The sequence below is a fragment of the Planctomyces sp. SH-PL14 genome (assembly GCF_001610835.1).
Lineage (GTDB): Bacteria > Planctomycetota > Planctomycetia > Planctomycetales > Planctomycetaceae > Planctomyces_A.
In genome coordinates this window covers 3407509-3430857 of the sequence record NZ_CP011270.1, presented here as the reverse complement: position 1 = coordinate 3430857, position 23349 = coordinate 3407509, and the positions used below count along the sequence as shown (strand labels likewise).

The following is a 23349-nucleotide window of genomic DNA, read 5'->3' as shown; positions in this document are numbered from 1 at the left end:
GCACATTGCAAAACCATGAAGACCAAGCGAGTTCTGGTAGTCGCGGGCACTACAGCCATTGCACTTTTGGCGATGCACTCAAGTCTGTGGGCTGCCGCAGTTTCCCCGCAGCCCACTGGTGGGGACGAGAAGGACTGGATCGACATTACGCAGATAATAATTCAGTGTGCCTTTTGGATCTGCCTCTCCGTTGTAACGGTAAAGACTTACCGAAGCGCGAGCCGGACCCTGTTGCAACCACTCAGAACTGAGGTGTTCAAGGAGCAGTTGGCAGCAGCCAAGCAGCTTGTCAGCATGTTTATCGGAAAAGACGAAATTGAGCTACGAGAACTGTTTGCGTACAATGAATTTATCGTCGCAAACGCCGTGTCTTTGGCAGACAGCTATGCCAATTGCTTTTTCAATACCAAGGTAGACGAGGGCAAAAGACCGTACAGTTCCGCAAAGTGTGCGAGCGGCCTTGTGTTGCCCAGTGCCGGCTGGGAATTGATCGACACTCCCCGAAAGTCTTCTCCGGACGATGTCAGAAAGAAGGTGGAGAGTCGCCGTAAATTCCTGAAGGAGAACTGGCAGGAATACAAGCAAGAACAGATTCACCTCCCGAACGCTTATGCGAAAACTGTCGGGCGACTGCAGAAGATGACCGAGAACCCCTTGCTGCCTACCGAATGTATTCGACTTACAAAGGAAATCTTGGACGCCGTGCACGACAACAAAACGAAAATGTTCAAGATTCTTGAGGCAGAGGCGAGAAGGCTTCCGGAGCTATTCCCGTCTGCTGACGACCTAGGCAGCTTCACGCCCTATTCTGTGGCAAATAAATTCGCCGCGGAATACAAAGACATAAAGCCAAAGGCTGATGCCTTGGTGGCATTCTTCCGAAGCCATTACAAGACGGACTCGCTTTGGGAAGTGTGACGACAGAGCGAAGAATAGCCTAGAAGTGTATTTCTCTCTCCTCCCGGACCTGCTTCCGTTCCGTTTGCGTCGTCTGAGCCCCGGAAATCGACGCCAGGACGCAGTTCGCGACCGCGTTGTCCCACCAGTGGTTCTCTGACTCGCCCGGCCGGAGGTCCCACTGATCGACAGTCCGCTTTCCGGTCGTCGGCGTTCGGATTTCCGAGTCGAGGTGGCGCGAGAGCAGCGTGTGGCGGGTTCCCTCAGGACCGTAGAGGACGAGGCAGCCGGGATTCGGGTATGGCGAGGCGAGGCGGCGGCCGGCGAACGTCTTCCAGTAGTTCGAGTCGTACCGCGTGTACCGGATGCCGTTCTTGGCCGCGATGATCCATTCGTCGCCGATGAACTCCCCCTCCCGCTTCTTGTATTCCGAGATCGGGCACTCGTTCGGGCCGATGAAGTTGCCGTGCATGGGCATGATCGAGCCCGCCCAGGGGGACTCGACACAGGCCTTCTTCACCGTTTTCGTCTGCCAGTTCGCGTCGACGCCCAGGATCGACAGCCGGCACTTGAGACCGTCGATCCGGAGGTATTCCGTCGTGAAGAGCTGGCGGAACGCCGCCTCGAGCCCCTTGTAGAGGGCGGTCTCGACAGAGGAGCCCGGAAAAATGTCGGCCAGCGTGGGGCTCGCCTGGCGGGCGGTGAAGTGAGAGAGGAGCTGCTCGGGGAAAGTCCCGTACTCGAGGACGTACCCGCTGAAGTTCGGCGTCCAGCCGATAACCTTGTAGAAGAGCAGGTTCTTCTGCACGTCGATGTGGGCCGTGATCCAGCGGACGTCGAGCGGGACCTGGCGACGGATGTAGTTCGTGACCTTCTTGGCGATGTCGTCGGCGCGGAGGAACTTGTCATCGGCCGCCCGCGGGTCCTGCGGGTCGTTCTGCCCCTCCGCGTAGAAGTAGTCCGGCTCGAACAGGAACAGCTCCATCGCGTACTGGATCGCCGAGACGTGGTGCGCCTGCTTCCGGTACTCCCAGCCGGCCCGCAGCCCCTCGTCCATCTCGGCCCGGTACGCGATGTAGAAATCCCGGGACTCGATGCAGGGCCGCTTCTCTTCCTTCTCGAGGCGGAGGAGCGAGGCATACTGCTGCCACAGGTCCATCCGCTTCGATTCTCCGTAGAGGAGCTGGTACGTCTTCCCGTTGAAGTCGGGATAGAGCTTCGAGTTGAGCAGCGTGTGGGCGACGTCGCCGGGCTGGATCACCGTGCAGGGGATCACGCCGCCGAGGGACTCCCCGGGCCCGACGAGCCCCTTGATCCCCTTCGTGATGATCTCGAGCCGCTTCGTGCATTCGTCGCGGGACTTCGCGCTCGAGTCCGTCTGGGGGTCGTCGATCAGAATGAAGTTGGGGCGAATCCGTCGCCCGTCCGGAGCACGGCGGTTCGCTCCGCGCATCGCCGAATCGATCCCGTGAGAGGTGAAGATCAGGCCGGAGGCCTTCGAGCCGGGGACCGTCGGAAAGCGAATCTCCTGGTCCTTCCACATGATCTCCGTCGGGAGACCGTTCAGGACCTGGCCCTTGGCCCGGTTGCGGATCCCCTCGAGCTTGATGATCGGGTAGCAGACCTCGGGGAAGTCCTCGGCGAGGAGTTCGTTCTTTTCGAACTCCGCCTTGATCTTCTCGAGGCCGGCGACGGCCTTGTCCTCCGTGGCGTGGACGATCATCAGGAATGGCATCTTGCCGTAGGCGGCGATCCACCCGCCCGCCCCTTCGCAAATGGTCGTTTTCCCCGATCCGCGGGGCATGGCCAGCGTAAAGATCTTCTGCTCGGCGACGGCCGCCTCAATGTTGCGGATGACGTCGAGGTGATCATCGCCGAACGGGAGCGGGAAGGCCTGCGGGAAGTAGGTCAGCAGGAAGAGACGGAGATCATGCTCGCACCGGGCGCGGCGTTCCGGATCCTTCACCTCGGGAAGCGGGCCGATTTCGCGACCGGAGCGGGAGTTCTGTTTCTCCCGCTGGGCGGAACGGGCCTTGCGGCGTTCGTAGCCGCTCAGGCCTTCCAGCGGATCCCGCTTCTTGAGGGCCGTGACGAGGAGCTCGAGCTCTTCACCATTGGCGATGTCGGCGAGGTCCGCGAGCGTGTCGAGCGGCTTCGTGGCCCGCCTCAGCAGCCCCTCGAGCTGCTTAATTGCTGTTGCATCGAACTTCGTGAGCGCGCTGTTCCACTCGCCGGCGAAGCGATTCGAGTGGGTCACCGGCGTCTGCGGCGAGGGAGTCAAGGTGGAGGTCCTTCAGGAGCCGCCGGATCTGTTCCAGCAGCTCCGCTTGCGCGCGAACTTCCGGCGAGACCTGGCGTTTGACCGTCGACTCGCTGTGGAGCTCGTCGATCTGCGTGGAGCGGGTGTTGATCTCCTCCGTGATCCAGTCGTACTGATAGAGCGACTGGGCCAGGAGGCGGACGTGGATCGGCTGGGCCCCGCTGAGACGCTCCGTCTCGCGGAGCTGCTCGATGATGGCTGCCCACCACGATCGGACGCCGGCGGGGAGGTCGGCGGGAATCGTCCAATCAGCCATGGTGGGGGGCGAATCTCGGTTGGCGGGTGTAGAGCTCGAGGAGCTTGTCGATCGCCCAGGCAATGAGCCGGCCGATCATCCATTTCACGATGAGGCAGACGACCGGATTCGTCCGGAAGTACTCCTCCCGGGTCCGCCGGCGCCACTCCTTCTGGGTGATGCCGTCGTGCCAGGTGGCGTCGGCGGCCGCCCGGATCCCGCGGAGATAGCCTTCGCGGGCCTCGATCGAGGCGGGATGGTCCATTCCGCAGACGAGGGCGTCCTCCTGGCACAGCCAGGCGTCGACGTCGGTGCGGGCGGGGGATTCAGGGGCTTCCGTGGAGAGGAGCGGCATGACAGGGCCTCAAAGGAGGCCGGAGAGGTCATCCGCTCCGGCCGGCGACGACGTCCGCGGCGGCGGGATCCTTAATGTGTGACCCAGACGAGCTGGTTGAAGCAGCTCCCGCGGCCGTTACAGACCTTCCGCCACTCCCAGTGGCCGGCTGCGGGCGCCGCGGTGGCCACCGTCACCGTTTTCGGCAGAGCCGGAGCGACCTTGGCGATCGCCGGAGCCTGGAAGACGTTGAAATCGACCGGCGCGGCGGACGCAGCGACCTGCGGAGTGAAGACGTTGAAGGCCTCGGGGCCCGCGGCGTGGGCCCCGGTGGAGACCAGGGCGATCACGGCGAGGACGGAGAGCGAACGGAGCATTCGGGACACGGAAGGACCTCAAGCGGCGAGAGTGGTGGCACTCCGCCGGCGGCGACGAGCCGCCATCAGGAGCGTCAGAGCGGAAGCGAGCGAGGCCGAGCCACCCAGGATCTGGGCGTAGCCCCCCTGCAGGCCGCAAAGAGCCTCGGAGAGCGGGGCCAGCGGAGCGGCCTCGGTCGGGAAGTGGGCGACGGCGACCGGCGGACCGGCGCCGAAGACGTTGAAATTGAGATCGCGGGGCTTGAACCCCTCAAAGCTGGAGAAGGCCCAGGAGTCGCCCTGCCCGACGATCTTCTCGATCGACGTTCGGTCGATCCAGAAGCCGCCCGGAGGGGCGTCGTCAGCCGGCTGGCCGTGGGCGGACTCGCCCCAGGAGTTCTGACAGTACGCCGCACCGGTCTTGCGATCGAACGGCGAGGTGGCCGTGTCGTCGATCCCGATGAGACACATCTGATGATTCCAGCTCCCGGAGCGTTTGCCCCAGTGCTTGCCGTCCCGCACGACCGGCTGCATGTCGAAGCCGACATTCGAGGCGATCGTGACCGGATACCCGTTGGCCAGGGCGTCGCGGACCTCCTCGTAGGTGGTGACCTTGGCCGTTCCATGGACGGGGAAGTCCTTGGCGATCGCGTAGAACTTCTGCGGAGCCCCCTTAAAGCCCCATTCCTTCGCGACAGCGGCGGAGTACGGGGGGACGTCCGGGTGGTCATCGGCCAGGACGCCCCGCATTTCGACGGCGCGGCGCGCCCAGTCTCCGACAGATCCGTCGCTGCGGCCGAGCCGCCCCTTGCCGATCTCCGGATCGCACCGGGAGACGCCGTAGATCCAGGGCCGGTTGGCGGGACGGAACTCGAGGTCCGGGTTTTCGCGGGCGATTTGGACCGCCTGCCGGTAATTGATGGCGTTCGCGGCGCCGTTGGCGACGCAGTCGCCGATGAGCTGGCGGAAGATAGGGAAGTGCCTGCCGCCGTTGATCGCCTTGCTGAAGTCCCACAGCTTGACGATGGCCCCTTTGCCCGTGTCATTGAGCGTTCCGACAGCCCGGAGCTCGGTGGCCGGCGTGTTCGGGTCGACCAGGCTCGGATCCCACCCGTTGCGGGCTTCGACCGGCGTGACGTCGCGGTTCACTTCGACGTTGATCGTGCCGACGGAGATCGAGCCGATCCCCAGCGAGGCCAGGAGGACGGCGACGACCAGGTCGCGAATCGAGCGGGGGCGGGGCTCAGTCATGGCAGGGGAGAGAGGGGGGATCGTTGAGCCGCGCGTCGATGCGGACGTGCGCGGCGATGTTCAGAGCGACCAGGACGAGGACGGCGAGCCAAGCGATCGGCAAAGCGAGATCGAGCAGGAACTCGACGAGGTGCCTCATTTCACGGCTCGCAGGCCTTGGGCTCCCTCGTCAATGAGGGTGGCCCAGTCCTCGGACGTCTTGAGTGTCCCGGTGTCGTAGAGCTCCTTGAGCTTCGCCCCGAGGACGGTGCCGAAGGCCTTCCACCGAAGCATTCCGTCGGTGCCGAGGGCTGTCTGATTCGCCGTCATGACGGCGGAGAGGATCGAGCTCATCCCGCGGACGGTGCCGGCGGCGATCGCCGCGGAGACGCCTTCCCAGACTCCAGCGACCTTCAGGGCCTCCGCGGCTCGCTGCGGGCCCTGGACGTTCGTCTGCACGGCGTCACGCACGAACCGGGCGGCACCGAATCGACCGTCCGGGAGAACGGTTCCGGCGGAGCAGGCGGAGTCGGGGGCGGCGTGGGGGCCGGAGGAGTCGGAGCGGGCGGGCTCGGGGGAACCGGCTTGGGCTGTGGTGCCGGCGGCGCCGGTTCGGGCTGCGGCGCGGGATCGGGCGGGCTCGGCGTCGGCGAGAGGTTGAGGATCGTGACAGTCTTCTTCTTGATCGCGATCCCTTCCTCGTTCGCGACCGTGAGCGTCACGTCGTAGATGCCCGGGTAGCTCGGGATGTCGACCGACTTCCCGTCGACCGCCACCTCGAAATGCGTGGTGGCGTCACTCTCGCCCCGCTTCAGCACGTCAACGCGGAACACCGTTCCGGTGGAGCGGCTGAAATCCAGGACGATCTTGTCCCCCGGGATCCCCCCGGACGGCCCGGAGATCACCGCGACAGGTGGAGAGGCCATCGCGACGCCGGCGAGACAGAGGAACGCAAAGAGGAGCAGGAACGGGCTCATCGGCCTGGGCGCGTCCGGATCCAGATTGAGGCGGATTCGTGTGATCTTCGGATCGGGATCGTGGCCCAGGAGCGGGACGGCTTGTTCGAAGACTTGGAAGGGGCTTGCCGGCTCGGTCTGCTCGAGCGTGGGGTAGAGGGCGAGATAGTCCTTGGCCTTCCGGCGGAGGATCTCCAGCACGTAGCCCGCGGTCGCCGCGCCGGCGACGCCCAGGCCGAGGACAGTGACGTTCGCCTGCAGGTAGGTCGCGGAGGCAGCTCCGCCGGCCAAGACGAAGATCAGGAGGGCAGTTCGAAGGGCTCCGGCGCGGTCGGTGGCGTTGGTCGTGCCAGCGGGTGACGTCGGCGGAGCCCCGACGTACCAGGACTGCAGCAGCGGTATGAGTCCCAGCAGGGTTTTCAGCACGTTCGTCTCGACAGATGGGAAAAAGCACGGAAAATGGAGCGGCCCTCCTTGGCTCATCTCTGTGGCAAGAGACATTCGCGGTGCAGCACTGCGAACCAGGCAAGACAGGTCCACGGAGAAAGTGCGCGCAATGGGACTCCCCTTCGGATTCAAGAGGCTCCAAACGACAGTCACCCTGAAAGAGAAGAAGGCCCTCGAGCTCTACGCGGCCCGGAACAAGACGTCGGTCGCGCAGCTGATGCGAGAGTTCGCCGAGCGGGGCGGGCTCAAAGAGGTCCTCATCAACATCGACAAGCCATACGAGCGAGAAACCCGAGAATGACGCGGGCACCAGCTGATTTGGTCGGGCAGTACCACTCGAAGGACGAGATCATCAGGGATGTCACGTTTATCCTCACAGCACCAGTTGCGGACCCAACGAAGGGTGCCGTGCTGAAGCGGGCGATGTGGTACTGGACTGAGTTCGACGGGAAACACGGCGGCTGCAGGTACTGGACGGCGAGAGCGCGCCGGGTGTATCTGAAGCGGACGACTACGACGCGAGGGGCTTGGAAGAAGCAGCTCCGCCACGAGCATGTCGTCCCGCGAAAAGTCATCAGGGAGAAGCTGCTCTCGCTTGAGCCTCCTACGGAAGATGCCGTCCGTGACATATTTGAGAGATTCGTGATCGCCGCAGTGATTCACTGCAAGGAGGACGCGCGGCTCCGAAAGAAGCTCCAGAGCTCCATGCCGCCAGGATTCAGCGACCCGGCCAGCCCAGGGTACCAGGAGCCTTGGCTCCGATATCAGGCTTGTCGGATCAAGCCCATCGACCGCGAGGAGAAGCCGAAGCTATTTGAGGCCTTCCGGATCCGGCGTCGTCGACGGCCCGATCTGTGACGCCATCTCCGTTCGAGGTCGTTGAGGGAAAGAAAGTGTGTCCCTCAAAGTTGCCGCTCCGCTGTGGGTCGGCCGGGGGGTGGCCGCGGGAAGGACCCCCTCGGTCGGGCGGCTGCCGCAATGGCATGCCAGACGCGTGCGGTACGGCCCGGATTCCACGCGGATTTCACATGCCATTTTCTGCCCGCTACGCTGCCTCCGACCGCGAATCACGGAGGTTGTTCGCATGTCGCTTCTCACGCCAGACAACCGCGCCTTCATGGCTCGCGCTGTGCGTCGGCTCTTCCTCGGCTCGCTGCACAGCGGCCCTCCGTCAAGTCATGCCGAGTGGAAGGCGTGGTACGCCGATCGCAAGCGGACCGTTGTCCGTCAGTACGCCTTCGGCCCGGCCGAGCGCGATGGGATGATCGGCCCCGAGTACTCCATGGTCTCAAGCTGCATCCTGCAGGGAGACTGGCCGGACCGCATGGACCACTGGAGCTGGCCCGATGAATGAGTGCCGATCCGCACGCTGGAGAAGTCCTTCGGCGAGGATCTGGGGAAATACCCTCCCGGCCAGTGCGACATCGTCATCCTGGCCCTCAGCTCCACGCTGACGACGGAGTTCGCCGAGCACCGCTGTGCCTTCCGCATCGACCCCGACTACCGTCGCTGCATCCAGCGATGCGTCAGGGAGATGGCGGTGGCCGGTCGCCCTGACCACTACCTCTTACGATGGGGACGTGTGAAGACGGTCTTGGATGAGGGTTACCCCTCCTCGATTCTACCCCCCAGCGCCCTGAAGTAGGCGCAGTACCCAATCCCAAACCAGAGTTGGAACCAACCCCAACACAACGACCCCGACGAAGAACCGGTCCACCAGGGATATTTTTCGAATGTGTCGCCGATAGATTTTGCGTCCCTGCCCTAGCGCAATTGCATTTCGTGGGGGCCTGAACAGGAACCAAACAACGATCGCCCCAATCGCAACGACAAGCCCCATGCGATACACGGTGTGAGGTTCTGCGACATATTCCACAACGGGGGCGTTCACGGCCCTTTGAATGAGCAGGTGGATTGCCTCATTGCGATTCTCGTCCGTCACCCCGGACCTCATGATTCCTTCGAGCTTCTTGCCCAAGGCTGTTAGGCGCGTCGTCGTGCCGCTCTGCACAACCCACAGGAGGGCCATAGTTGTCAGGAAGATCGTTCCCAGAACGAGACCTACGTATCCATGCCTCCAACGGTGAATCCACTTGGGCTGTCTGGTTCGATCAGCCCAGTTTCCCAGAGATACCAAACACTCGGATAAGGACTTGTTGTTGTCTGGTTCGATCTGCCCGCTGAGGTTCTCGAACCAGAACGTTCCCAGTGTCACATCGAGACGGGCGCCCCATGTTGTCATGGTGACTTTGAAACCTGTTGGCTCTTCCTCGGTCATCTCATGGCTGGAAAAGGCCTCCTTGAATGACTCGAAGCACTTCTTGTCCGATACACCGATGAACCGGATCTCACGGCGCTTCTTCTCGACGGCCCGCTTCTTCTCTTGCTCTTTCGCATCCTCGATCGCCTTCTCCTTCTCCTCGGGATTGCGGAAGTATCTCTTCTCCGTCCACGCGACCTGTTCCTTCTGATTCTTCAGAATGGTGGCCTTGTGAATGTCCATCATGACTTCAAAGGCCTCGTCCAGAATCCCATCCAACTCCCGCAACTGCTGCTCATCAAGTAACCACACCCCCTTGACGGTTTTCTTCGTGGGGAACGTCGTATCTGCCATTGGGCCCTCCCGCTGAGCGTCAAAAGAAGGCACGGAGCATACTCACGTCCGATCCGAGGTTCCACGAAATGACAGTGGCCGATACTTCCGACCAATTTCATCACCCGAACGAGCGGCGTTCCGCTCCTGCCATCTCCGGCATCACGATCAGTTGACCTGGTAGTAAACCTTGAGCAACAAAGTTGCGAGCCCGATCAGCGCCACCAAGAGCTCGATCATCGCCAGACAGACCTTGGGATCAACACGCGTGATGATCGCCCGGAAACGCCCCAATCCCTCCCGGAGCCCCTGAACCGTGGGTTTCCATCGGCTCCACCAGGGAGGGGTAGGTGTGGGGCGCGGTGCAACACGCCGGCGGCGACCCTGCTTCGTTCCCGACTTCATGCTCGACTCCATCCGGTTACTCATCTCGAACTCCATTCGGGTTTGGTTCGTCATGGGCGCGATGCTGATCGCTAGCGATCCTTCCGCTACAACCCCGACGCCCTAGAAATCACTGACAATTCGGAGAATCCTCTCCTTACCCCACGGTGAGTTGATTGCGCCGTGCGGGCGTTCCTCCCCCCTGCCCGACATTTCGCGCGCTACCACTTCTCCGCCACAACCCCCGTCGCCGAGTATTCAGCGCCCTAGGGTTTTCCCCCTGCAAGGCCAAGTTGCCTTGCCGTCACGCCCACGACGTCACGAGCCCATCAAACGAGCTATCAGCCCCCTCACTGCAAGCCCAAATCTCACAAACTCCTCTGGTACGGCCCAACGCCACGCATTCAGCGCGATAGCAGCCCCCCACCGCAAGGCCCGATTCACAACAATTCTGTCGTCCCTCCGTGAATCCCACGGAGGGTATCACGCGCTACAGATGCCCCCGATGCAAAGGTCAGCTCACCAGAACTTGAGTTCACCCCTCAAAGAATGCCGGGTGAGCCCGCGCCCCGCCGTCCCGCTCATACCCCACCGCCGCCTCGAGAGACCGCAGCCGGGCCAAAGCGTTGTTGAAACCGCCAGCATCGGCCGAATACCCGCTTGACGTTTTTTTCTGCGATCTGAGTTGCGCTCGGGCGATCGCCCGCCGCAGCGACCAGGACGTCGAGAATCTCGTTCTCGGCCTTGCTGAGCTTCTTCCGGAGCCACTCCCGCAGCTCGAGACTGCTCGGTGCCGGATTCGCCTCCTGGGCCGCCGCCCTGTGCCTTATCATTAAGGTGCAGAACACCTTAGGGGATGTACTTCTGCGGTGCTCTCTGGGTTTTTAATGTTTGCGACCTCCCACGGGCTGATGGGAATGCGGTGATCCGTGGCGACAGCGATCTCGTTGGCTATTTCGATACACTCTCCACTGCGGATCGAAGTCACTGACTCAGACAAGAACTCAGGGCAGGCATGGCACTTTCGAACCGGGTCTCAACCCCCAACATCGATGAGCTGAACCGGGCAACTCAGGCGTTGGTTGCCTCACTGAAAGACGTGGAACATGCGGCCGCCGGAAGATCCGAACTCACTGAGTACTTCAAGCATTTGAAGCAGGCGATCGCAGGCTTAAAGAAACTTTTGACCGTAAGGGGGGAACCCCACTGGCTTCAGAAACTGTCGGCCGCGCTGGATTTGGTGAAAATCGATATGAGGGCCCGAGGCTTCTTCGTGATCAGCGATGGCATCGTGTCGGATGAAGCAACGGTTGAGAATGCACTTTTGACATGCGTCGCCGTCAGGCCGGTAGTCGAACTGCATCTTTGGGACGATCCGCGGTTCGGCGAGTCGATCGACGTCGATGATTTGTTCAACAAGTTTCGTGCCCAGCACGGGCTGAACGCGTTGATCGACAAACTCATCGCGATTCTAGAACAGGTAGCAATAATCCCCGAGCTGGACGGTGCCAGGCTTCAAGCGGCATTGCGGCGGGTCATGAACATGCTCAAGCGGTCCAAGACTGGATCGCTCTTCGCGGTCGTCTCTACCAAGAAGTACGCTTCATCGTTCATCTACTTCTTGATAATGAATCTTAGCGAAACTCTTCCCGTTGCCGGACCTCTGGTGAAGGCCTGTCGTAACACTTGGAAGGAATATGAGTCGGCCGTTAGCTCGATCGAGGAACAGACAAAGGCAGAGGCTCAGCGAATTGCGACGACGCATGCCGAGTCGATGCCCGAATGGATACGCGCCTTGGAAGAGGAACGAGCACGCCTTGAAGGTGAGGGCTGAAATAGGGCTTGAATCCCCCCATCTCTCTCTCTGAGTTGTCGTCCGCCTTGCCCGCACCCCGCTTGGCGAGAATCGCGATCGTCTGCGTCACGGCATCGAGGGGGAGGGCAAACGCCTTCCCGCCGGCGGATCCGATTTCGATGGTCTTCATGACGGGGCCCGTCCTTCACTTCATGGCCAAGAGGGTTTCCAGACGTCGAGCAATGCACACTCTCTGTCCACACTCGGGGCAGACGACATCGATCAGGAACGACTGTCGCCAGAAGGTGTCGCAGACGCCGCAGTGAGCCACGCCGGACGTCAGCGGATCAAGGGGCGTCTCAAACGGGGCTTCGCACCGGGCGCAGCGGTCCTCGGCGACGGAGTACTCGTCCCGGAACCCACAATCGGGCAGGTCCGGCGACGTGTCTCAATTGCGGGTGTCTGACGCTCCATCACGTCCCTCCGGCTCTGACTGAGGCCATCTGATCCAGACGCTTCCGCTCCTTGCAGATCTCGTTCGCCAGAGACTCGAACGTCTCCCACTTTGACGCTGACGTCATAGAGAACAGAAACGTCCCATCGACGTCGTTCGGAAAGAACCGATCCCGAACCGCCCATGCGAACACCTCGGTGCGATCGGGAGGGAGATACTGCAGTAGGGTTGGCCACTCCCCATGGGGATCGAGCTCGACGGCGCCACCGTTTGCGCCGGCCGCCAGCAGCTCCAGTTCCTTCCTAACGACATCAACGCTCAATCTCTTCGACACGATCAGGACTCCAATCTTCGGAACTGGACCACATAGACGTAGGGATTCGCGTCCCACGATTCGGGACCGTTGATGGTCTCCCAGAGACCGGCGAATGCTTTGATCGCGGCGCCGAAGTCGATGAAGTCGCGCCCCGTATAGTCGAAGGAATCATGCCAACTCGGATCGTCCACGCCTTCTGCCACGACGTCCCACGCCTCGATCTCCTGCAACCGTTCCGGACCGACCGCCGTGATCTCGAGGGAGAGCCGCGACATCCGGCGCGGCATGAAGCGGGCCAGCCGCTTGTGCCAGGCGGGCGTGGCCGGATCGGAGCGGCTCATCGCCCTCCGAAAGTGAGCCGGCGGATCGAAGGTGACTCCAGGGAGATCGGCGACGAACCTCCACTTCGGGCGGCCCGTCCTGGTCGTCTTGCCGGGGATCAGCTCCCAATGCCCGTAGCGGTAGTGCTCCTCCCGGACCCACAGCCGCCTTCCGACCTGGAAGTCGGCGATCTTGAGGGCGGCTCGACGGGCCTCGGCGCGGAGGCCCTCCTTGGCCGGTCCGTCCGGGCCCCGCGGGTCCATCACGGAGAGATTCAGCCGGGCGATCCTCCGCGTCTCTGTTTTACGGTCCTCCAGGATGGCGGTGACCATCGGACGGCTGAACAGGATCGGTCGCTCTTTCGTCTCACCCATCGCGGTCATCCCCTCCTATGATCTCAGTCATGATTGCCTGACGTTCGACGGCGGATAGACTCGAAAGCTCTCTCCGCCAGTTCACGGTCGGCACCGTCGAGTCCCACTACTCCCGTTGCGTCAACTTTTGTTATCGTCGCCGCTGTCAGGCACGAGTGCTCGACTCAAGTCTGCCAATTCTGATGAGTGCCACATGGTCAGCATGCGTTCCATGTCAGAGGGTTTGTTCTATTCGACGGTCCGAATCGAATGCGACAACGGTGTCGGCACGGGCTTTCGCTTCGACTTTGCCCAGGAAGGCGATCAGGCGATCCCAACGATTGTCACGAACAAGCACGTGGTAGATGGAGCAACGACGGGAACGTTCCGCTTTCACTGCGCTAACATTTCGGGGCTAGGCGCAGTGGAGCATGGGACCGTTGAAATTAACCCGTTCCGCAGCCAATGGATCGATCACCCTGATCCTACCGTCGATCTGTGCGTATTCTGCTTGGCAGGGCTGATGAGCAATTTGCAGGCGCGAGGCTTGGCGATGGTTCAACCGCCTCTAGGAGCTGGTTTCCTTTTGACCGACGAGGAGAGAAACTCTCTCTTCGGTGTCGAAGAAGTCTTGATGGCTGGGTATCCACTAGGCTTGGCAGATGAGGTGAATAACTTCCCGATCATTCGTCGCGGAGTGACCGCTTCCAACATCCTGTTCGACTATCAAGGGCGGAAGGAATTTGCGATTGACATCGCATGTTTTCCAGGATCGAGTGGATCTCCAGTTGTCATCATGAACGAGGGTTCATATCGCTCAAAGAACGGGATCGCGTTTGGGGACCGACTTAGGCTAATAGGAGTCCTGTACGCGGCGCCCATGTACAAGGCGGATGGAACGATTGTCGTGGAGGCCGTCCCCACAAGCGTTTCATCGGCAATCCAGACAGAGATTCCCATGAACTTGGCGTTTGTGATTAAAGCGGAAAGACTGCTCGAGTTTGAACCTCTTCTACGAAGACTTGCGAGTTGCTGAGCGTCAAGCTCTGGCACCACAGATTAACCGCCACGCGGACGCAGACCGGCGTGGTCAGGTGGACCTGCAGGACCTGATCGATGGCCGATTCGGGAACCAGCTTTTCGCGGAAGACGCGCCGGCAGAGCTCTGCCGCAATTGTGCCCCGGACGTGGTCGCCGCAATAGACGGTGACGCTTTCGGTCGTCACCCACGCAACGACCATCTCCTCGCCCCGAAACCAGACGTCCACGGTCGCTTGATCGGCTGCCATCACCGCACCTCGCCTTCGCAAGCTGGAGTGGGAACAGGTAAGCTGTCTTGGATTCGCTGTTCTCCAACCACACGGAGGGGCCGGTTATGAAAAAGGGTCTGTGGGTACTGACGTTTCTCGGCGTGGCCTTGGCCATAGGACACCAACAACTCACGGCGCAGGACTTCGGTTCGGCATCGGTCCCGGCACCAGGCTTTGATCTCGGGCCCCCGGACAAGCCGCACATCGCCGGCGATCTGACTGTTCCCGCGCGCGACGAGTTCGGCTTGGGCGACACGCCTCTCGAGATGAGCGAGAGCGAGATGAGGCATTTGCTGAAAAAGCAGAGCGACGAATCCATTGATCGGCTGGACCGCCCCGAGCTTGAGAAGCGCGTCCGAGAGTTCGTGAACGCAACGACTGAGAAGAGGGTCATGGAACGCCTCGATGCGATTTCTCGCGAGCTGGAGGCGATTGCTCGAAGGCGTGCTGGGATGACGAGTGGAAGGCGAGCAGCGTGGGCCGCGCAGGCCTTGGCCACGCATCCTGACTTCATTCCGGTCTCCGGCGCAATTGGGCCGGCTGGTCGCGATCCGGTTGACCTTCAGCGCCCTGCACAAGAGTTTCGGATTGAGCCGAGTCAGAAAGAGAATCCAGACAAGCCGGCTCCGCCTTCTCAAACGATTAATCTGAACTGAAGGCAGGTAGGTCATCAGTTCGACCCCGCTTTCTCAGCAAAGGCCTTGAGCAGGGCGGCGCGAACGACGCGCCCCTTCGTCCCGGACTTGCGGACGTGCCCGACCAGGTAGGAGCTGACCTTGGGGCCGTGAGCGAGCAGGAGCTCGATCGCGTCCCGATTCGTCAGCCGATTGACCTGATCGCCGAACTGGAGCTCGAGCTGACGCAGACGCGTCTGCTCGGCTTCGGTCGAGGCCTCCGCCTCCGTTTGCCGCGTCTGTCGATCGACCGCGGCCTTCTCCCGCCGTGCGGCGTCGAGCGCCTTGGCGTGGAGTTTCTGCCAGTCCTCGTCGGGCCTAGCCCAGCCCTCCGAGGGTGGCTTCATCAGGTGCGATGGGTTGTCGAGACGGGTCCAGACGGCACCGCCTCCCCAGGGGCGGACTGCCCCGCGCTCCGGATGCTGGTAGACCGGCGGCTCGGCGGCATGCTGCAAGACTGCGGCAATGTGCTCGAGCGAGGCTCCGCGGCAGACCGCCGACTGGATCGCCTCTTCCGCCAGTGAGACACCCAAGGCAGACGCCCGGGCGACGAGATCCGAGAACAGACGCTCTCGGACGGGATCGGGCGACGCGGAGCCATCCTGGGCGAAGACTCGCCTCCGTCGGCTCTGCCTCTTCCGACCTTTCCGCAAATCCTCCTCCTCCCCGTGCGGAGAGGGAGGAGGAGAAGGTATAGGTCTAGGAGAAGGGGAGAAGGTGTCCCGGATTCGGGCCCGCTTGTGTCCCGCATTCGGACCCGCACTGGTCCCGGATTCGGGCCCATCCGTGGGTATCAATCCCGGCGCTCCCGGGTCGCCGGCGAGGATCAGGTCGTCCCCCTCCGTGACCCCGAGCGGCGTGTCATCGATCGTCGCGTCGCCTCCCGGGACGAGGACCCACATGATGCACGCCCGCTCCTTGGCGCCCGGCTCGTAATGCAGCCAGCCGATCTGGACGAGCCGGCCACGGACGCGCTGGAGCTTGTTCTTGCTCCATCCGAGGAGGTCCAGGAGTTGGTTCCGCCAGAACTTTGGGGCGTACCGATACTTCGTCGAGTCCTCGGTCATGGCGACGAGCGTGAGCAGATGGAGCCCATCCGCGCCGCAGTCATAGACCACGCCGCTCCGCAGCAGGTGCCGGAGGAACTTGCAGCCGAAGAACCCGGATCGCCGGGGATAGTCTTTGCCGAAAGGGATCTGCCCACTCATTCGCCATCGGCCTCCGGCGTGGCGCCGCCGTCCGACTCCCAGCGGCCGAGGTCCGGCGCGGAGTCGTCTCCTGGAGGCGACGCGGGAGATGGTGGCGGAGCCTGGTCGGTGACCGCTTCGACGAGCTTCGACATTTCGTCCGACATGATTGGTCCTTCACACATGGGCCGGTCCCTCGAGGGTGGCGATGACGAGATCCCATTCCGCGGCCGATTCGGCGGTGCGGTGCTCGAGCCAGAGCTGTTCGGAGCGGCGGGCGTGATCAAGCGCGGCCCGCTCCGGAGAGAGGTCAAGCTCCCGTCCCTCCGCTTGCGGCTGACGGTTCCAGTACTGGACGTCCCGGATCATCTGCTCGAGGTCGGCGATGACCCTCCGCTTTCGGCGGAGAAGCGAGGCGTGGGTGTGGCGGGTCTCAGACACAGCTCACCTCACGGAAGCGTTCGAGGGCGACGTCGGACAGGACGGGTTGGCCGTCCAGGCGGGCAAAGTTGCCGTGTCCTGGACGGGTGAGCGCGAGGAGCTGCAGGTGGACGCCCGCCGCGATCCTGCCGCCGATCCGCTCGATCGAGTGACGCGTTTCGTAGAGACAGTCGATCGACCGCGGCGGCGGATCCACGGCGGGAGGAGCGGGCTCGGGGATGAACATCGCGGGCGGTGTTACCGGGCCATCGAGTTCGGCGTCGATCGCCTGGAGGGCCTCGTCAACAGTCTGAGACTCCCAGCGGCGGCCCAACGGGATCCGGTACCCGAACATCGCGGAGCGGGACTTCGGATAGACGTGGAACCGCTTGCCGCGGTAGGTCGCAGCGAAGGTGAGCCGCTCCGCCGTCAGCGGGAACGGGTTGACCTCGATCCCTTTCGACCGGCATTCGTCCAGGAACGAGGGCTCACCGGCAGCCGGCGGAGAGGCCTGGGAGGTGCGGCACATCTCCAGAACGTGAATCTGTTCCTTTCGGAACTTCTCCATCACCGCGTCGGCGGCCTGAATCTGAGCGACCGCGCCGACGAGCGGGCTGATCCCTCGCTCCGGCGCCTCGCTGGTTCGGTTCGGGATCCCGCAGGTCTGCAGGTAGGCCGGCAACTCCGCCAGCGGCCGGCGCCGCGTCATGGTGCCGCAGTGGGAGAAGGTCTCCCGCTCGAGGGAGATCGCGAACTCCCGCCCGACGTGTTCGGTGAGCTTTGGCTTCCAGGAGCCGTCCGGCCACAGGAGCCGCGCGTAGTACTCCGGGCCCTCCGGCGTGGGATAAGGACGATTGGCGAGCTCGAGGCCGAGCTCTGCGAAGTGCTCGCGGTTGAACCCCGTCATGGCATCCCCCCCGCAGGACGTGCCGCCGGGGAGGGCGTCGCTCGAGGCGGGACGCCCTGGTCGACGAGCTCCTGGATCTCGCCGCGGTGGATCGCGAACCGCTTGGACGCCTCGAAGCCGAGACGGACCTTGTCCCCTCGAATCTCGACGCAGAGGACCTCGAGCCGCTCGCCGGTGGCGGTGTCGGTGATGACGACTCGTTCGTCTCGGTGGCGGGAAAGGACTAGCACGGAACCTCCTGTTCGATTCGTTCACGGATGAAAGGCATCAGCCGACGGACGTAGAGACTGGCCGGGTCGGCAGTGCCGGCGACGATTCGCCGCAGGACCCGGAGGGTTTCGACGCGGCGGATCACGGTTCGGGGCTTCGGGTATCGCCGGCGGGACTTCTCCTCACGGCGGCACAGCCGGGAGTACCAACGGGGGTTGCTGCTGATCGCCGCCCGCCGCCAGGTCTCATCACCCTCGTGCGTCGTGCGGAACTTGATGACCACCAGCCGGTGCGCCTCGAGCTCGGCGAGCAGCTCCGCCGCGGCCGAGCGGATCGCAGGGCTGAGAGCTGTTGGTGGAGAGCTCAGGTGGTCGGGGCGCATTCCGGCCTCTTCTGTTCGCAATCGACGCATCGGAAGGCGACGCGTTCGCGGCGGTCGTCGAACTGCTGGAAGCACGCCCCCGGTTTGCCGCAGTCGGTGCAGAGAGCGTCGATCGACTTCGCGACGCGGTTCTCCGAGCAGCGGGCCCGCAGCTCCTGCTGCTTTCGCAGGAGCCAATCGGGCATGGGGGCGACTGAGGACATGGATCAGTCCCCGACCTTGATCTCGATGCGGTCCTCGCCAGCGAGCGTGCGGTAGCCGGCGCCTCGGAGCTGCTCCCGCGTGAGCTTCTTCTTCTCGAGGAGGGCCTTCATGCCGGAGAGATCCGGCTTGAGCTCGATGCGGTAGAACTCGGACAGGCCGAAGCCTTCCAGGAACGTCGTCGCCGCGTCGTCGGCGTTGATCTTCTCGAGGGCGGCCTTGGTCAGGGCGTCCTTCGTCTTCCCCTTGACGGCGTCGATCTTGTCCGGATTCTTCCGGATCTCGATCGAGCCCGCGGGCATCGTGATCGTCCGCTGGCCGGCCAGTTCGGCGGGCCCGGACTCCAGGAACTCGACGATCGCGGCCTCGAGCGACTCGGTGTAGACGCTGCAGGGGAGCGATGCCTCGCCGATGGTGACGCAGTCCTTCTCCGCCAGCTCGGCGTCCAGGTCTGCGACCTTGGCGTTCCGGCGGGCGTGGAGCTGCTGGGACTGAGACGACACGGACCGGAGGACGATCATTGCCGACTCGAGGTCCTCGCGGCTGCGGATCTTGATCTTGGCCCCGAGGTCGATGGGCGTACGGATGGGCATGGCAAACCTTTCAGGAACGATGGAACGCGGAGAGGAAGGAGACGCGGAGCGACGACGCCGGGCGGTCGACGAAGTCGCGGGAGCGGGCGATCGCCAGCTCCATTGGCACCGAGCAGAGGCAATGCTTCCGGTGTGAGAAGACGTCCGGGGTGAGGCCTTCGCCGACGTCGTATGCGTCGTAGGCGACCTCCCGCTCGTAGATGCTGGTGGGACTGACATCGACGAGGATCGGCGTGGTCTGTCCGTCGGCCGAGAACTCCTGGGCGATGCCAAGGAACGCCTTGCGGAAGCCGACCAGCCAGTAGGCGTCGTTGTGGGCCCGGAATTCACGGGCGCTGCGGATGGATCCCGCATGGCTCCAGACCAGGTCCCCCGGCGTGATGAGGGAAGAGGCCCGGACCGGGACGCGGATCAGGTCGACGTGACCGCCGCGGAACTGCAGGTGGGATTCAGGGGTCATGACTTTCTCCCGCGGACGATGTCCTTGACGGTGGAGAGGCGGACGTCGAGCAGCCGGTGGATCTCGTGCGTCGAGAACTCGGCGTCGGACAGGACGAGGACGGCCTGGCGGACGCGGACGTCGATCCGCCCGCCGCGGCGGAGGCCCGGCGCGGTGCCGTGGGCGACGGCGTCGAGCGCGTTGTCGCGGTCGGTGCCGAGGGCCAGGTGATCGGGGTTGATGCAGAGCGAGCAGCCGCAGAGGTGCCGCACGACACGGCCGCGGGGGATGGCGCCGTGAGCCAGGACGTATGCGACCTGGTGGACCGCCATGACGCGGCCGGAGATCTTCATCGCCCCGTAGCCGGTCCCCCTCTGGGCCCCGAGCCACAGCCGGCAGCCCCCTTCCGCCGCCATCGACTTCTGCGTCAGTCGATCGAGAACGCCGTCATGGCGGTCGATCTGGATCTCGGCGAGGGTTGCGGACATGGCGGTACGCGCAGGGAGTCCCCACGCAGGCTGAGTATGGATCGCGAGCGGGGCGTCCCGTCGCGGATGTGAGAGAAGGCTGCGGGTCCTTCCTGGGATGGCGTCCTCCGGACGCCCCCGCAGCCAAACGAATTGATCCGTCTATCCAGTTGTGGGGGTGGGATTCGAACCCACGACCTCCGGGTTATGAGCCCGGCGAGCTACCTCTGCTCCACCCCACTGATGGCGTTCGTCCAAGGGCCGATGGACTGGCGCCGTTTCAAAGCCGGGCGGCGGGAGTCAGGTGGGAGAGGCGGGCCAGCACTCATCACCCTCTCGACCGCCGCCCGGATCTCAAGGTTTCTGTGGCTTCGAAGTTCGCCCGCCCGCATGTTCCAGCGGAGCCGTCTTGAGGAACGCGAGCCAGTCCTCACCGAGGACGTATCCTCGATTGGCGACGTAACGAACTGGCAAGCCGTTGCTCCGGGCGGTCCTCATTGCGGACCGCTCAAGGCCAACTCGAGCCTGGAACTCTTCCAGCGTGTAGCTCTGACCAGCAGCGATCACGCCCTCAGCTTTGCTTCCCATCTCCCAGGTTCCCGTCCGAGTTCTGTCTCAATCGCGTTCACTGCGACGGGTGGGTTTGTAACCCCTGATTCTGGGCTGGCTCGGACTCGGCCGATTTGACGTCTTCTCAACGGATGTGGCCGTCTTTGACGTCGAGAATTGACCCGCTCACGTCACAAGAGAAGCTTGACATGGTTTCGTGGATCAGGCGCCAATTGAACGGATGTGACCGACAGTGCGGCGGATTGACGCTGTCCCCACTTTTGTCCCCAACGGCAGCATCCGCGCACGTGTCGGACCCGACTGTCCACCGAATCTGACGGACACGCGCCAACGAGATCGCCACGCTTCCGACGCCGTCCCGACGCGGCGTGAGCGGGTCGGTTGGACTCATAATCCCTTGGTTCTGGGTTCGAATCCCGGCGGCCCTATTTTCTCGCATCCCGTCACTCGACCGGCCGGACACTCTGTCCTCCGGTCGCTTCCCGCGGGTATTTTGCTTTTGGGACCTTCGTAAATATCGTTGCGGCGACGGGGCGGTCGCGCTCCGCGGAAATGGCTTCGCTGTCTCCCGTCGGGAAGTGCGGAGCCCCAGACGTGAGTCCATCATCGTTATGTCTCAGACCACTACGCAGCCGAACAGGGGCACCGATCCGACCCGGATCATCGCCGAGGACAATTTCGGCCAGTGGACCGCCTGGTTCACCTCCCGCCCCGAAGTCCGGACCGGCGGGACCTCCGCCAAGGCGGCCGTGAATCAGCTGATGGAGGCCCACGGCATCGACCCGGCGAACGTCTCGCTGCTCTACCACGGAATCGGGCCGAAGCGGCACGAGTACCGGATCAAGACCGCCCGCTGCGGCGACTGCCACGGGTCGGGGCGGTATACGGGCTTCAGCACCGTTGAGGACTGCCAGACCTGCGGCGGGATCGGGTATCTCTAGCGGTCTCCCGGCGAGCGCCGTGGTGCCGCCGGTCTGACGTCGGATTGACGGATACGGAGGACGGCCTCCACACTGGACCGTGGGGCCGGAGCCTCTTCGCGCGGCCGCTCGCTCTGACAACCTGGTGGTGCTCGCATGCGTCTCGTCATTCCGCTGGCCGGGCTCGTCGTCTTTTTGTTCTTCCTGATCGCGATCAATGGCGACCGCCCGCAGAATATGATCGTGTTCGAGGCCGCCCTCGGCTGGGCGATGCGGGCCGTCGGCGGACTCGTGGCGGCGATCGCGGCGATCATGCTGCTCCTCCGCAGTACGGCTCGAGGTTCCCTCGACGAGCAGTTCGGACTGGTGCTGCCGCTGCTCGGCGGGATGCTCCTGGCCAGCGGGACCTGGTCGATCGGGCTCGCGCTGGGATCGATCGGCGTGGCTCTGATCGTTCGCAGCGTTTATCTGCGCGCCGATGACCAGGCCGACGACGCTCCTTCGACTCGGCAAACCGGCCCGACTGCGCCGACCTGGATCGACCAGTAGCGGGGCACGTCGGCGATGGGCTCGAATCTCCGGCGGGTTCAAGGCTGTTCGGCCGAGTCCCGGGGATGGATCGCCAGCCAGCAGAGGGCGGCGACGACATAGACGGCCGCATAGGTCGAGAAGACGGTCGAAAACCCCTGCATCTGGGCGGCGTGGCGGTCGGCTGTGCCGAGTTCGCTCACCGCGACTCCGAGCGACGCCGCTTTCTCCGAGACGGCCCACTGCACGATCGTCCCCGTGACCCACCCGGCCACTGCGGCCCCGAACGTTCCGATCATGTTCATGCAGGCGGCGGCGACGGCGGCGTGGCGGCGGCCGATGTCCTGGCAGGAGGCCCAGGCGGCGCCGAGGGTCATGTCGATCCCGAAGGCCCCGAGGGAAATCAGCAGGCAGAACCAGTGCATGTCCGGGGCGCTGGGAGCGAACCACCAGCAGGCGGCGCACATCAGGAGCGCCCCCATGCAGACGACCCGTCGGCCGAGCCTCCGATCGCCGAGTCGCCGCGAGACGGCGCTGACCACGATGCCTCCGGTGACGCAGCCGACCGCCCCGACCCATAGCGGGGCTCCCTTGTAGATCGCTCCCCAGAGGTCGTTGTCGGGGACGGCGTACCGCTCCTGGAGGTACCCCGCGAGGTAGGTGATGTTGAAGCCCCAGCCATAGTTGATCAGCGAGTACATGAGGCACAGCGCGATCAGGCTGCGGTTGGTCGCCAGCGCCCGCCAGGGGACGGCGTGCCCTTCCTCGCTGTTCTCTTCGCGGCGGCCGATGAGCCGGGCCTCCTCGTCGTTGACGGACGGGTGCTCCTCGGGCCGATTGCGGAACAGGACCGCGAACGCCGCGCACCAGACAAGCCCCACCGCCCCGAAGACGAAGAACGCCCCCCGCCAGTGCATGAGCGGCTGGGCCGTGGGAGTCCCCGCGACGAGGATCGCCCACAGGAACGGAGTGATCCCCCCCGCCAGGCGGCCTGACATCCAGACCATCCCCTGCGCCGTTTCCCACCGCTCGACCGGAAACCAGTTGTGGATGGCCCGCGTAATGTTGGGGTAGGCCCCTGCCTCGCCCGCGCCAAAGAGGAACCGCAGCGCGATGAGCGACGTCAGTCCTCCCAGCGTCCACGACCCCAGCTTCATGCCGACGAGCCCCGTCAGCGCGGTGAAGACCGACCACCAGCTCACGATCCGGATCAGCGTCCCCCGCGGCCCCCAGCGGTCGCCGAGCCAGCCGGCGGGGATTTCGAAGAGGCCGTAGGAGAGCGAGAAGGCGACAAAGGCCCACTTGAGTTCCGCGACCCCCGTGAGTCCCAGATCGGCGGCCATCGACGGAGCCGCCGCGCCGAAGCAGACCCGGTCGAGATACGTGATCATCGACAGGCCGCAGACGAGCGCCAGCACGCCGTAGCGAACTCGCGTGGGAGCTGGCTCTCGGTCTTCCATCGGGAGAGATGTCCGGGGAGGGTTAAACACCAAGGCTCCAAGATCGCACCAAGGACACAAAGAAGAACGAACTTCCCGCGCCTGCCTTCT

Annotated in this window: 34 protein-coding genes and 1 tRNA gene; 10 read left to right on the top strand and 25 right to left on the bottom strand. The window is 63.7% G+C overall.

The window, feature by feature from the left end:
• The first annotated feature begins 15 nt into the window (after positions 1-15).
• Positions 16-918, top strand: coding sequence for a hypothetical protein (locus VT03_RS13350; protein ID WP_075093429.1), 903 nt, complete (start codon positions 16-18; stop codon positions 916-918).
• Positions 919-937: 19 nt separating this feature from the next.
• Here the strand turns inward: VT03_RS13350 and VT03_RS13345 are convergent, their stop codons facing one another.
• The 8 genes from VT03_RS13345 to VT03_RS32695 form a co-directional block, all read right to left on the bottom strand.
• Complete coding sequence (locus tag VT03_RS13345; RefSeq protein WP_075093428.1) at positions 938-3154, bottom strand: terminase gpA endonuclease subunit; 2217 nt, start codon at positions 3152-3154, stop codon at positions 938-940.
• Positions 3084-3473, bottom strand: a complete 390-nt coding sequence (locus VT03_RS13340; RefSeq protein WP_075093427.1) for a P27 family phage terminase small subunit — start codon at positions 3471-3473, stop codon at positions 3084-3086. The genes VT03_RS13345 and VT03_RS13340 overlap by 71 nt, the downstream gene beginning before the upstream one ends.
• Entirely contained in the window at positions 3466-3807 is a 342-nt protein-coding gene (locus tag VT03_RS13335; protein WP_075093426.1) for a hypothetical protein, read from the bottom strand. The genes VT03_RS13340 and VT03_RS13335 overlap by 8 nt, the downstream gene beginning before the upstream one ends.
• Positions 3808-3878: 71 nt before the next feature.
• Complete coding sequence (locus VT03_RS13330; RefSeq protein ID WP_156514473.1) at positions 3879-4172, bottom strand: hypothetical protein; 294 nt, start codon at positions 4170-4172, stop codon at positions 3879-3881.
• A gap of 9 nt (positions 4173-4181) precedes the next feature.
• On the bottom strand, positions 4182-5393 hold the full coding sequence (locus VT03_RS13325) for a hypothetical protein (protein ID WP_075093424.1): 1212 nt from the start codon (positions 5391-5393) through the stop codon (positions 4182-4184).
• The gene (locus VT03_RS33460; RefSeq protein ID WP_156514472.1) at positions 5386-5532 is read right to left on the bottom strand and encodes a hypothetical protein; all 147 of its coding nucleotides are present in this window, start codon (positions 5530-5532) and stop codon (positions 5386-5388) included. Before VT03_RS33460 ends, VT03_RS13325 begins: the two co-directional genes overlap by 8 nt.
• Entirely contained in the window at positions 5529-5831 is a 303-nt protein-coding gene (locus VT03_RS32700; protein WP_082846181.1) for a hypothetical protein, read from the bottom strand. Before VT03_RS32700 ends, VT03_RS33460 begins: the two co-directional genes overlap by 4 nt.
• Positions 5786-6754, bottom strand: coding sequence for a hypothetical protein (locus VT03_RS32695; protein WP_156514471.1), 969 nt, complete (start codon positions 6752-6754; stop codon positions 5786-5788). The genes VT03_RS32700 and VT03_RS32695 overlap by 46 nt, the downstream gene beginning before the upstream one ends.
• 130 nt (positions 6755-6884) lie before the next feature.
• On the opposite strand from VT03_RS32695, the gene VT03_RS13310 reads away from it, so the two are divergent.
• From VT03_RS13310 to VT03_RS13295, 4 genes are all read left to right on the top strand, one after another.
• Positions 6885-7076, top strand: coding sequence for a hypothetical protein (locus VT03_RS13310; RefSeq protein ID WP_075093421.1), 192 nt, complete (start codon positions 6885-6887; stop codon positions 7074-7076).
• Positions 7073-7633, top strand: coding sequence for a hypothetical protein (locus tag VT03_RS13305; RefSeq protein WP_075093420.1), 561 nt, complete (start codon positions 7073-7075; stop codon positions 7631-7633). The genes VT03_RS13310 and VT03_RS13305 overlap by 4 nt, the downstream gene beginning before the upstream one ends.
• Before the next feature lie 226 nt (positions 7634-7859).
• Positions 7860-8129 carry a hypothetical protein gene (locus tag VT03_RS13300; RefSeq protein ID WP_075093419.1) on the top strand — a complete coding sequence of 90 codons (270 nt, stop codon included), beginning with the start codon at positions 7860-7862 and terminating at the stop codon, positions 8127-8129.
• Positions 8130-8420, top strand: coding sequence for a hypothetical protein (locus tag VT03_RS13295; protein WP_075093418.1), 291 nt, complete (start codon positions 8130-8132; stop codon positions 8418-8420).
• Here the strand turns inward: VT03_RS13295 and VT03_RS13290 are convergent.
• Positions 8397-9389 (bottom strand): hypothetical protein, encoded by a 993-nt coding sequence (locus VT03_RS13290; RefSeq protein ID WP_075093417.1) that lies wholly within the window; start codon positions 9387-9389, stop codon positions 8397-8399. The two genes, VT03_RS13295 and VT03_RS13290, sit on opposite strands and share 24 nt — an antisense overlap.
• A gap of 147 nt (positions 9390-9536) precedes the next feature.
• The gene (locus VT03_RS13285; protein ID WP_156514470.1) at positions 9537-9797 is read right to left on the bottom strand and encodes a hypothetical protein; all 261 of its coding nucleotides are present in this window, start codon (positions 9795-9797) and stop codon (positions 9537-9539) included.
• Positions 9798-10767: 970 nt separating this feature from the next.
• On the opposite strand from VT03_RS13285, the gene VT03_RS13280 reads away from it, so the two are divergent.
• Entirely contained in the window at positions 10768-11586 is an 819-nt protein-coding gene (locus VT03_RS13280; RefSeq protein ID WP_075093415.1) for a hypothetical protein, read from the top strand.
• Positions 11587-12020: 434 nt separating this feature from the next.
• Here VT03_RS13280 and VT03_RS13275 read toward each other — a convergent pair whose 3' ends face one another.
• A complete protein-coding gene (locus VT03_RS13275; protein WP_075093414.1) occupies positions 12021-12335 on the bottom strand; it encodes a hypothetical protein in 315 nt (104 codons plus the stop codon).
• A gap of 2 nt (positions 12336-12337) precedes the next feature.
• Positions 12338-13012, bottom strand: a complete 675-nt coding sequence (locus tag VT03_RS13270; RefSeq protein ID WP_156514469.1) for a hypothetical protein — start codon at positions 13010-13012, stop codon at positions 12338-12340.
• Between the two features lie 193 nt (positions 13013-13205).
• On the opposite strand from VT03_RS13270, the gene VT03_RS13265 reads away from it, so the two are divergent.
• Positions 13206-14027 carry a serine protease gene (locus VT03_RS13265; protein ID WP_075093412.1) on the top strand — a complete coding sequence of 274 codons (822 nt, stop codon included), beginning with the start codon at positions 13206-13208 and terminating at the stop codon, positions 14025-14027.
• On the opposite strand, the gene VT03_RS33455 is transcribed toward VT03_RS13265, so the two are convergent.
• Positions 13969-14280 carry a hypothetical protein gene (locus tag VT03_RS33455; RefSeq protein ID WP_156514468.1) on the bottom strand — a complete coding sequence of 104 codons (312 nt, stop codon included), beginning with the start codon at positions 14278-14280 and terminating at the stop codon, positions 13969-13971. The genes VT03_RS13265 and VT03_RS33455 overlap by 59 nt on opposite strands.
• Before the next feature lie 47 nt (positions 14281-14327).
• Between VT03_RS33455 and VT03_RS13260 the strand changes: the two genes are divergently transcribed.
• The gene (locus VT03_RS13260; RefSeq protein ID WP_075093411.1) at positions 14328-14957 is read left to right on the top strand and encodes a hypothetical protein; all 630 of its coding nucleotides are present in this window, start codon (positions 14328-14330) and stop codon (positions 14955-14957) included.
• A 14-nt stretch (positions 14958-14971) separates the two neighbouring features.
• On the opposite strand, the gene VT03_RS13255 is transcribed toward VT03_RS13260, so the two are convergent.
• The 11 genes from VT03_RS13255 to VT03_RS13210 all read right to left on the bottom strand — a co-directional run bounded on the left by VT03_RS13255 (position 14972) and on the right by VT03_RS13210 (position 20023).
• Positions 14972-16183, bottom strand: coding sequence for a hypothetical protein (locus tag VT03_RS13255; protein WP_075093410.1), 1212 nt, complete (start codon positions 16181-16183; stop codon positions 14972-14974).
• Positions 16180-16329, bottom strand: a complete 150-nt coding sequence (locus tag VT03_RS33450) for a hypothetical protein (protein ID WP_156514467.1) — start codon at positions 16327-16329, stop codon at positions 16180-16182. The genes VT03_RS13255 and VT03_RS33450 overlap by 4 nt, the downstream gene beginning before the upstream one ends.
• Before the next feature lie 10 nt (positions 16330-16339).
• A complete protein-coding gene (locus VT03_RS13250; RefSeq protein WP_075093409.1) occupies positions 16340-16603 on the bottom strand; it encodes a hypothetical protein in 264 nt (87 codons plus the stop codon).
• Complete coding sequence (locus VT03_RS13245; protein WP_075093408.1) at positions 16596-17489, bottom strand: hypothetical protein; 894 nt, start codon at positions 17487-17489, stop codon at positions 16596-16598. The genes VT03_RS13250 and VT03_RS13245 overlap by 8 nt, the downstream gene beginning before the upstream one ends.
• Complete coding sequence (locus VT03_RS13240) at positions 17486-17719, bottom strand: carbon storage regulator (RefSeq protein ID WP_075093407.1); 234 nt, start codon at positions 17717-17719, stop codon at positions 17486-17488. Before VT03_RS13240 ends, VT03_RS13245 begins: the two co-directional genes overlap by 4 nt.
• Positions 17713-18081 carry a hypothetical protein gene (locus tag VT03_RS13235; RefSeq protein ID WP_075093406.1) on the bottom strand — a complete coding sequence of 123 codons (369 nt, stop codon included), beginning with the start codon at positions 18079-18081 and terminating at the stop codon, positions 17713-17715. The genes VT03_RS13240 and VT03_RS13235 overlap by 7 nt, the downstream gene beginning before the upstream one ends.
• Positions 18063-18284 (bottom strand): hypothetical protein, encoded by a 222-nt coding sequence (locus VT03_RS13230; RefSeq protein WP_156514466.1) that lies wholly within the window; start codon positions 18282-18284, stop codon positions 18063-18065. The genes VT03_RS13235 and VT03_RS13230 overlap by 19 nt, the downstream gene beginning before the upstream one ends.
• 3 nt (positions 18285-18287) lie before the next feature.
• Positions 18288-18875 carry a hypothetical protein gene (locus tag VT03_RS13225; protein WP_075093404.1) on the bottom strand — a complete coding sequence of 196 codons (588 nt, stop codon included), beginning with the start codon at positions 18873-18875 and terminating at the stop codon, positions 18288-18290.
• 10 nt (positions 18876-18885) lie between these two features.
• Complete coding sequence (locus VT03_RS13220; RefSeq protein ID WP_075093403.1) at positions 18886-19335, bottom strand: hypothetical protein; 450 nt, start codon at positions 19333-19335, stop codon at positions 18886-18888.
• Positions 19332-19802 carry an HNH endonuclease signature motif containing protein gene (locus tag VT03_RS13215; protein WP_075093402.1) on the bottom strand — a complete coding sequence of 157 codons (471 nt, stop codon included), beginning with the start codon at positions 19800-19802 and terminating at the stop codon, positions 19332-19334. Before VT03_RS13215 ends, VT03_RS13220 begins: the two co-directional genes overlap by 4 nt.
• A 149-nt stretch (positions 19803-19951) precedes the next feature.
• A tRNA-Met gene (locus VT03_RS13210) sits at positions 19952-20023 on the bottom strand.
• A gap of 939 nt (positions 20024-20962) precedes the next feature.
• On the opposite strand from VT03_RS13210, the gene VT03_RS13205 reads away from it, so the two are divergent.
• Both VT03_RS13205 and VT03_RS13200 read left to right on the top strand, forming a co-directional pair.
• On the top strand, positions 20963-21292 hold the full coding sequence (locus VT03_RS13205; RefSeq protein ID WP_075093401.1) for a hypothetical protein: 330 nt from the start codon (positions 20963-20965) through the stop codon (positions 21290-21292).
• A gap of 135 nt (positions 21293-21427) precedes the next feature.
• On the top strand, positions 21428-21820 hold the full coding sequence (locus tag VT03_RS13200; protein ID WP_075093400.1) for a hypothetical protein: 393 nt from the start codon (positions 21428-21430) through the stop codon (positions 21818-21820).
• Between the two features lie 38 nt (positions 21821-21858).
• Here the strand turns inward: VT03_RS13200 and VT03_RS13195 are convergent, their stop codons facing one another.
• Positions 21859-23259, bottom strand: coding sequence for an MFS transporter (locus VT03_RS13195; RefSeq protein ID WP_075093399.1), 1401 nt, complete (start codon positions 23257-23259; stop codon positions 21859-21861).
• Positions 23260-23349: the final 90 nt, after the last annotated feature.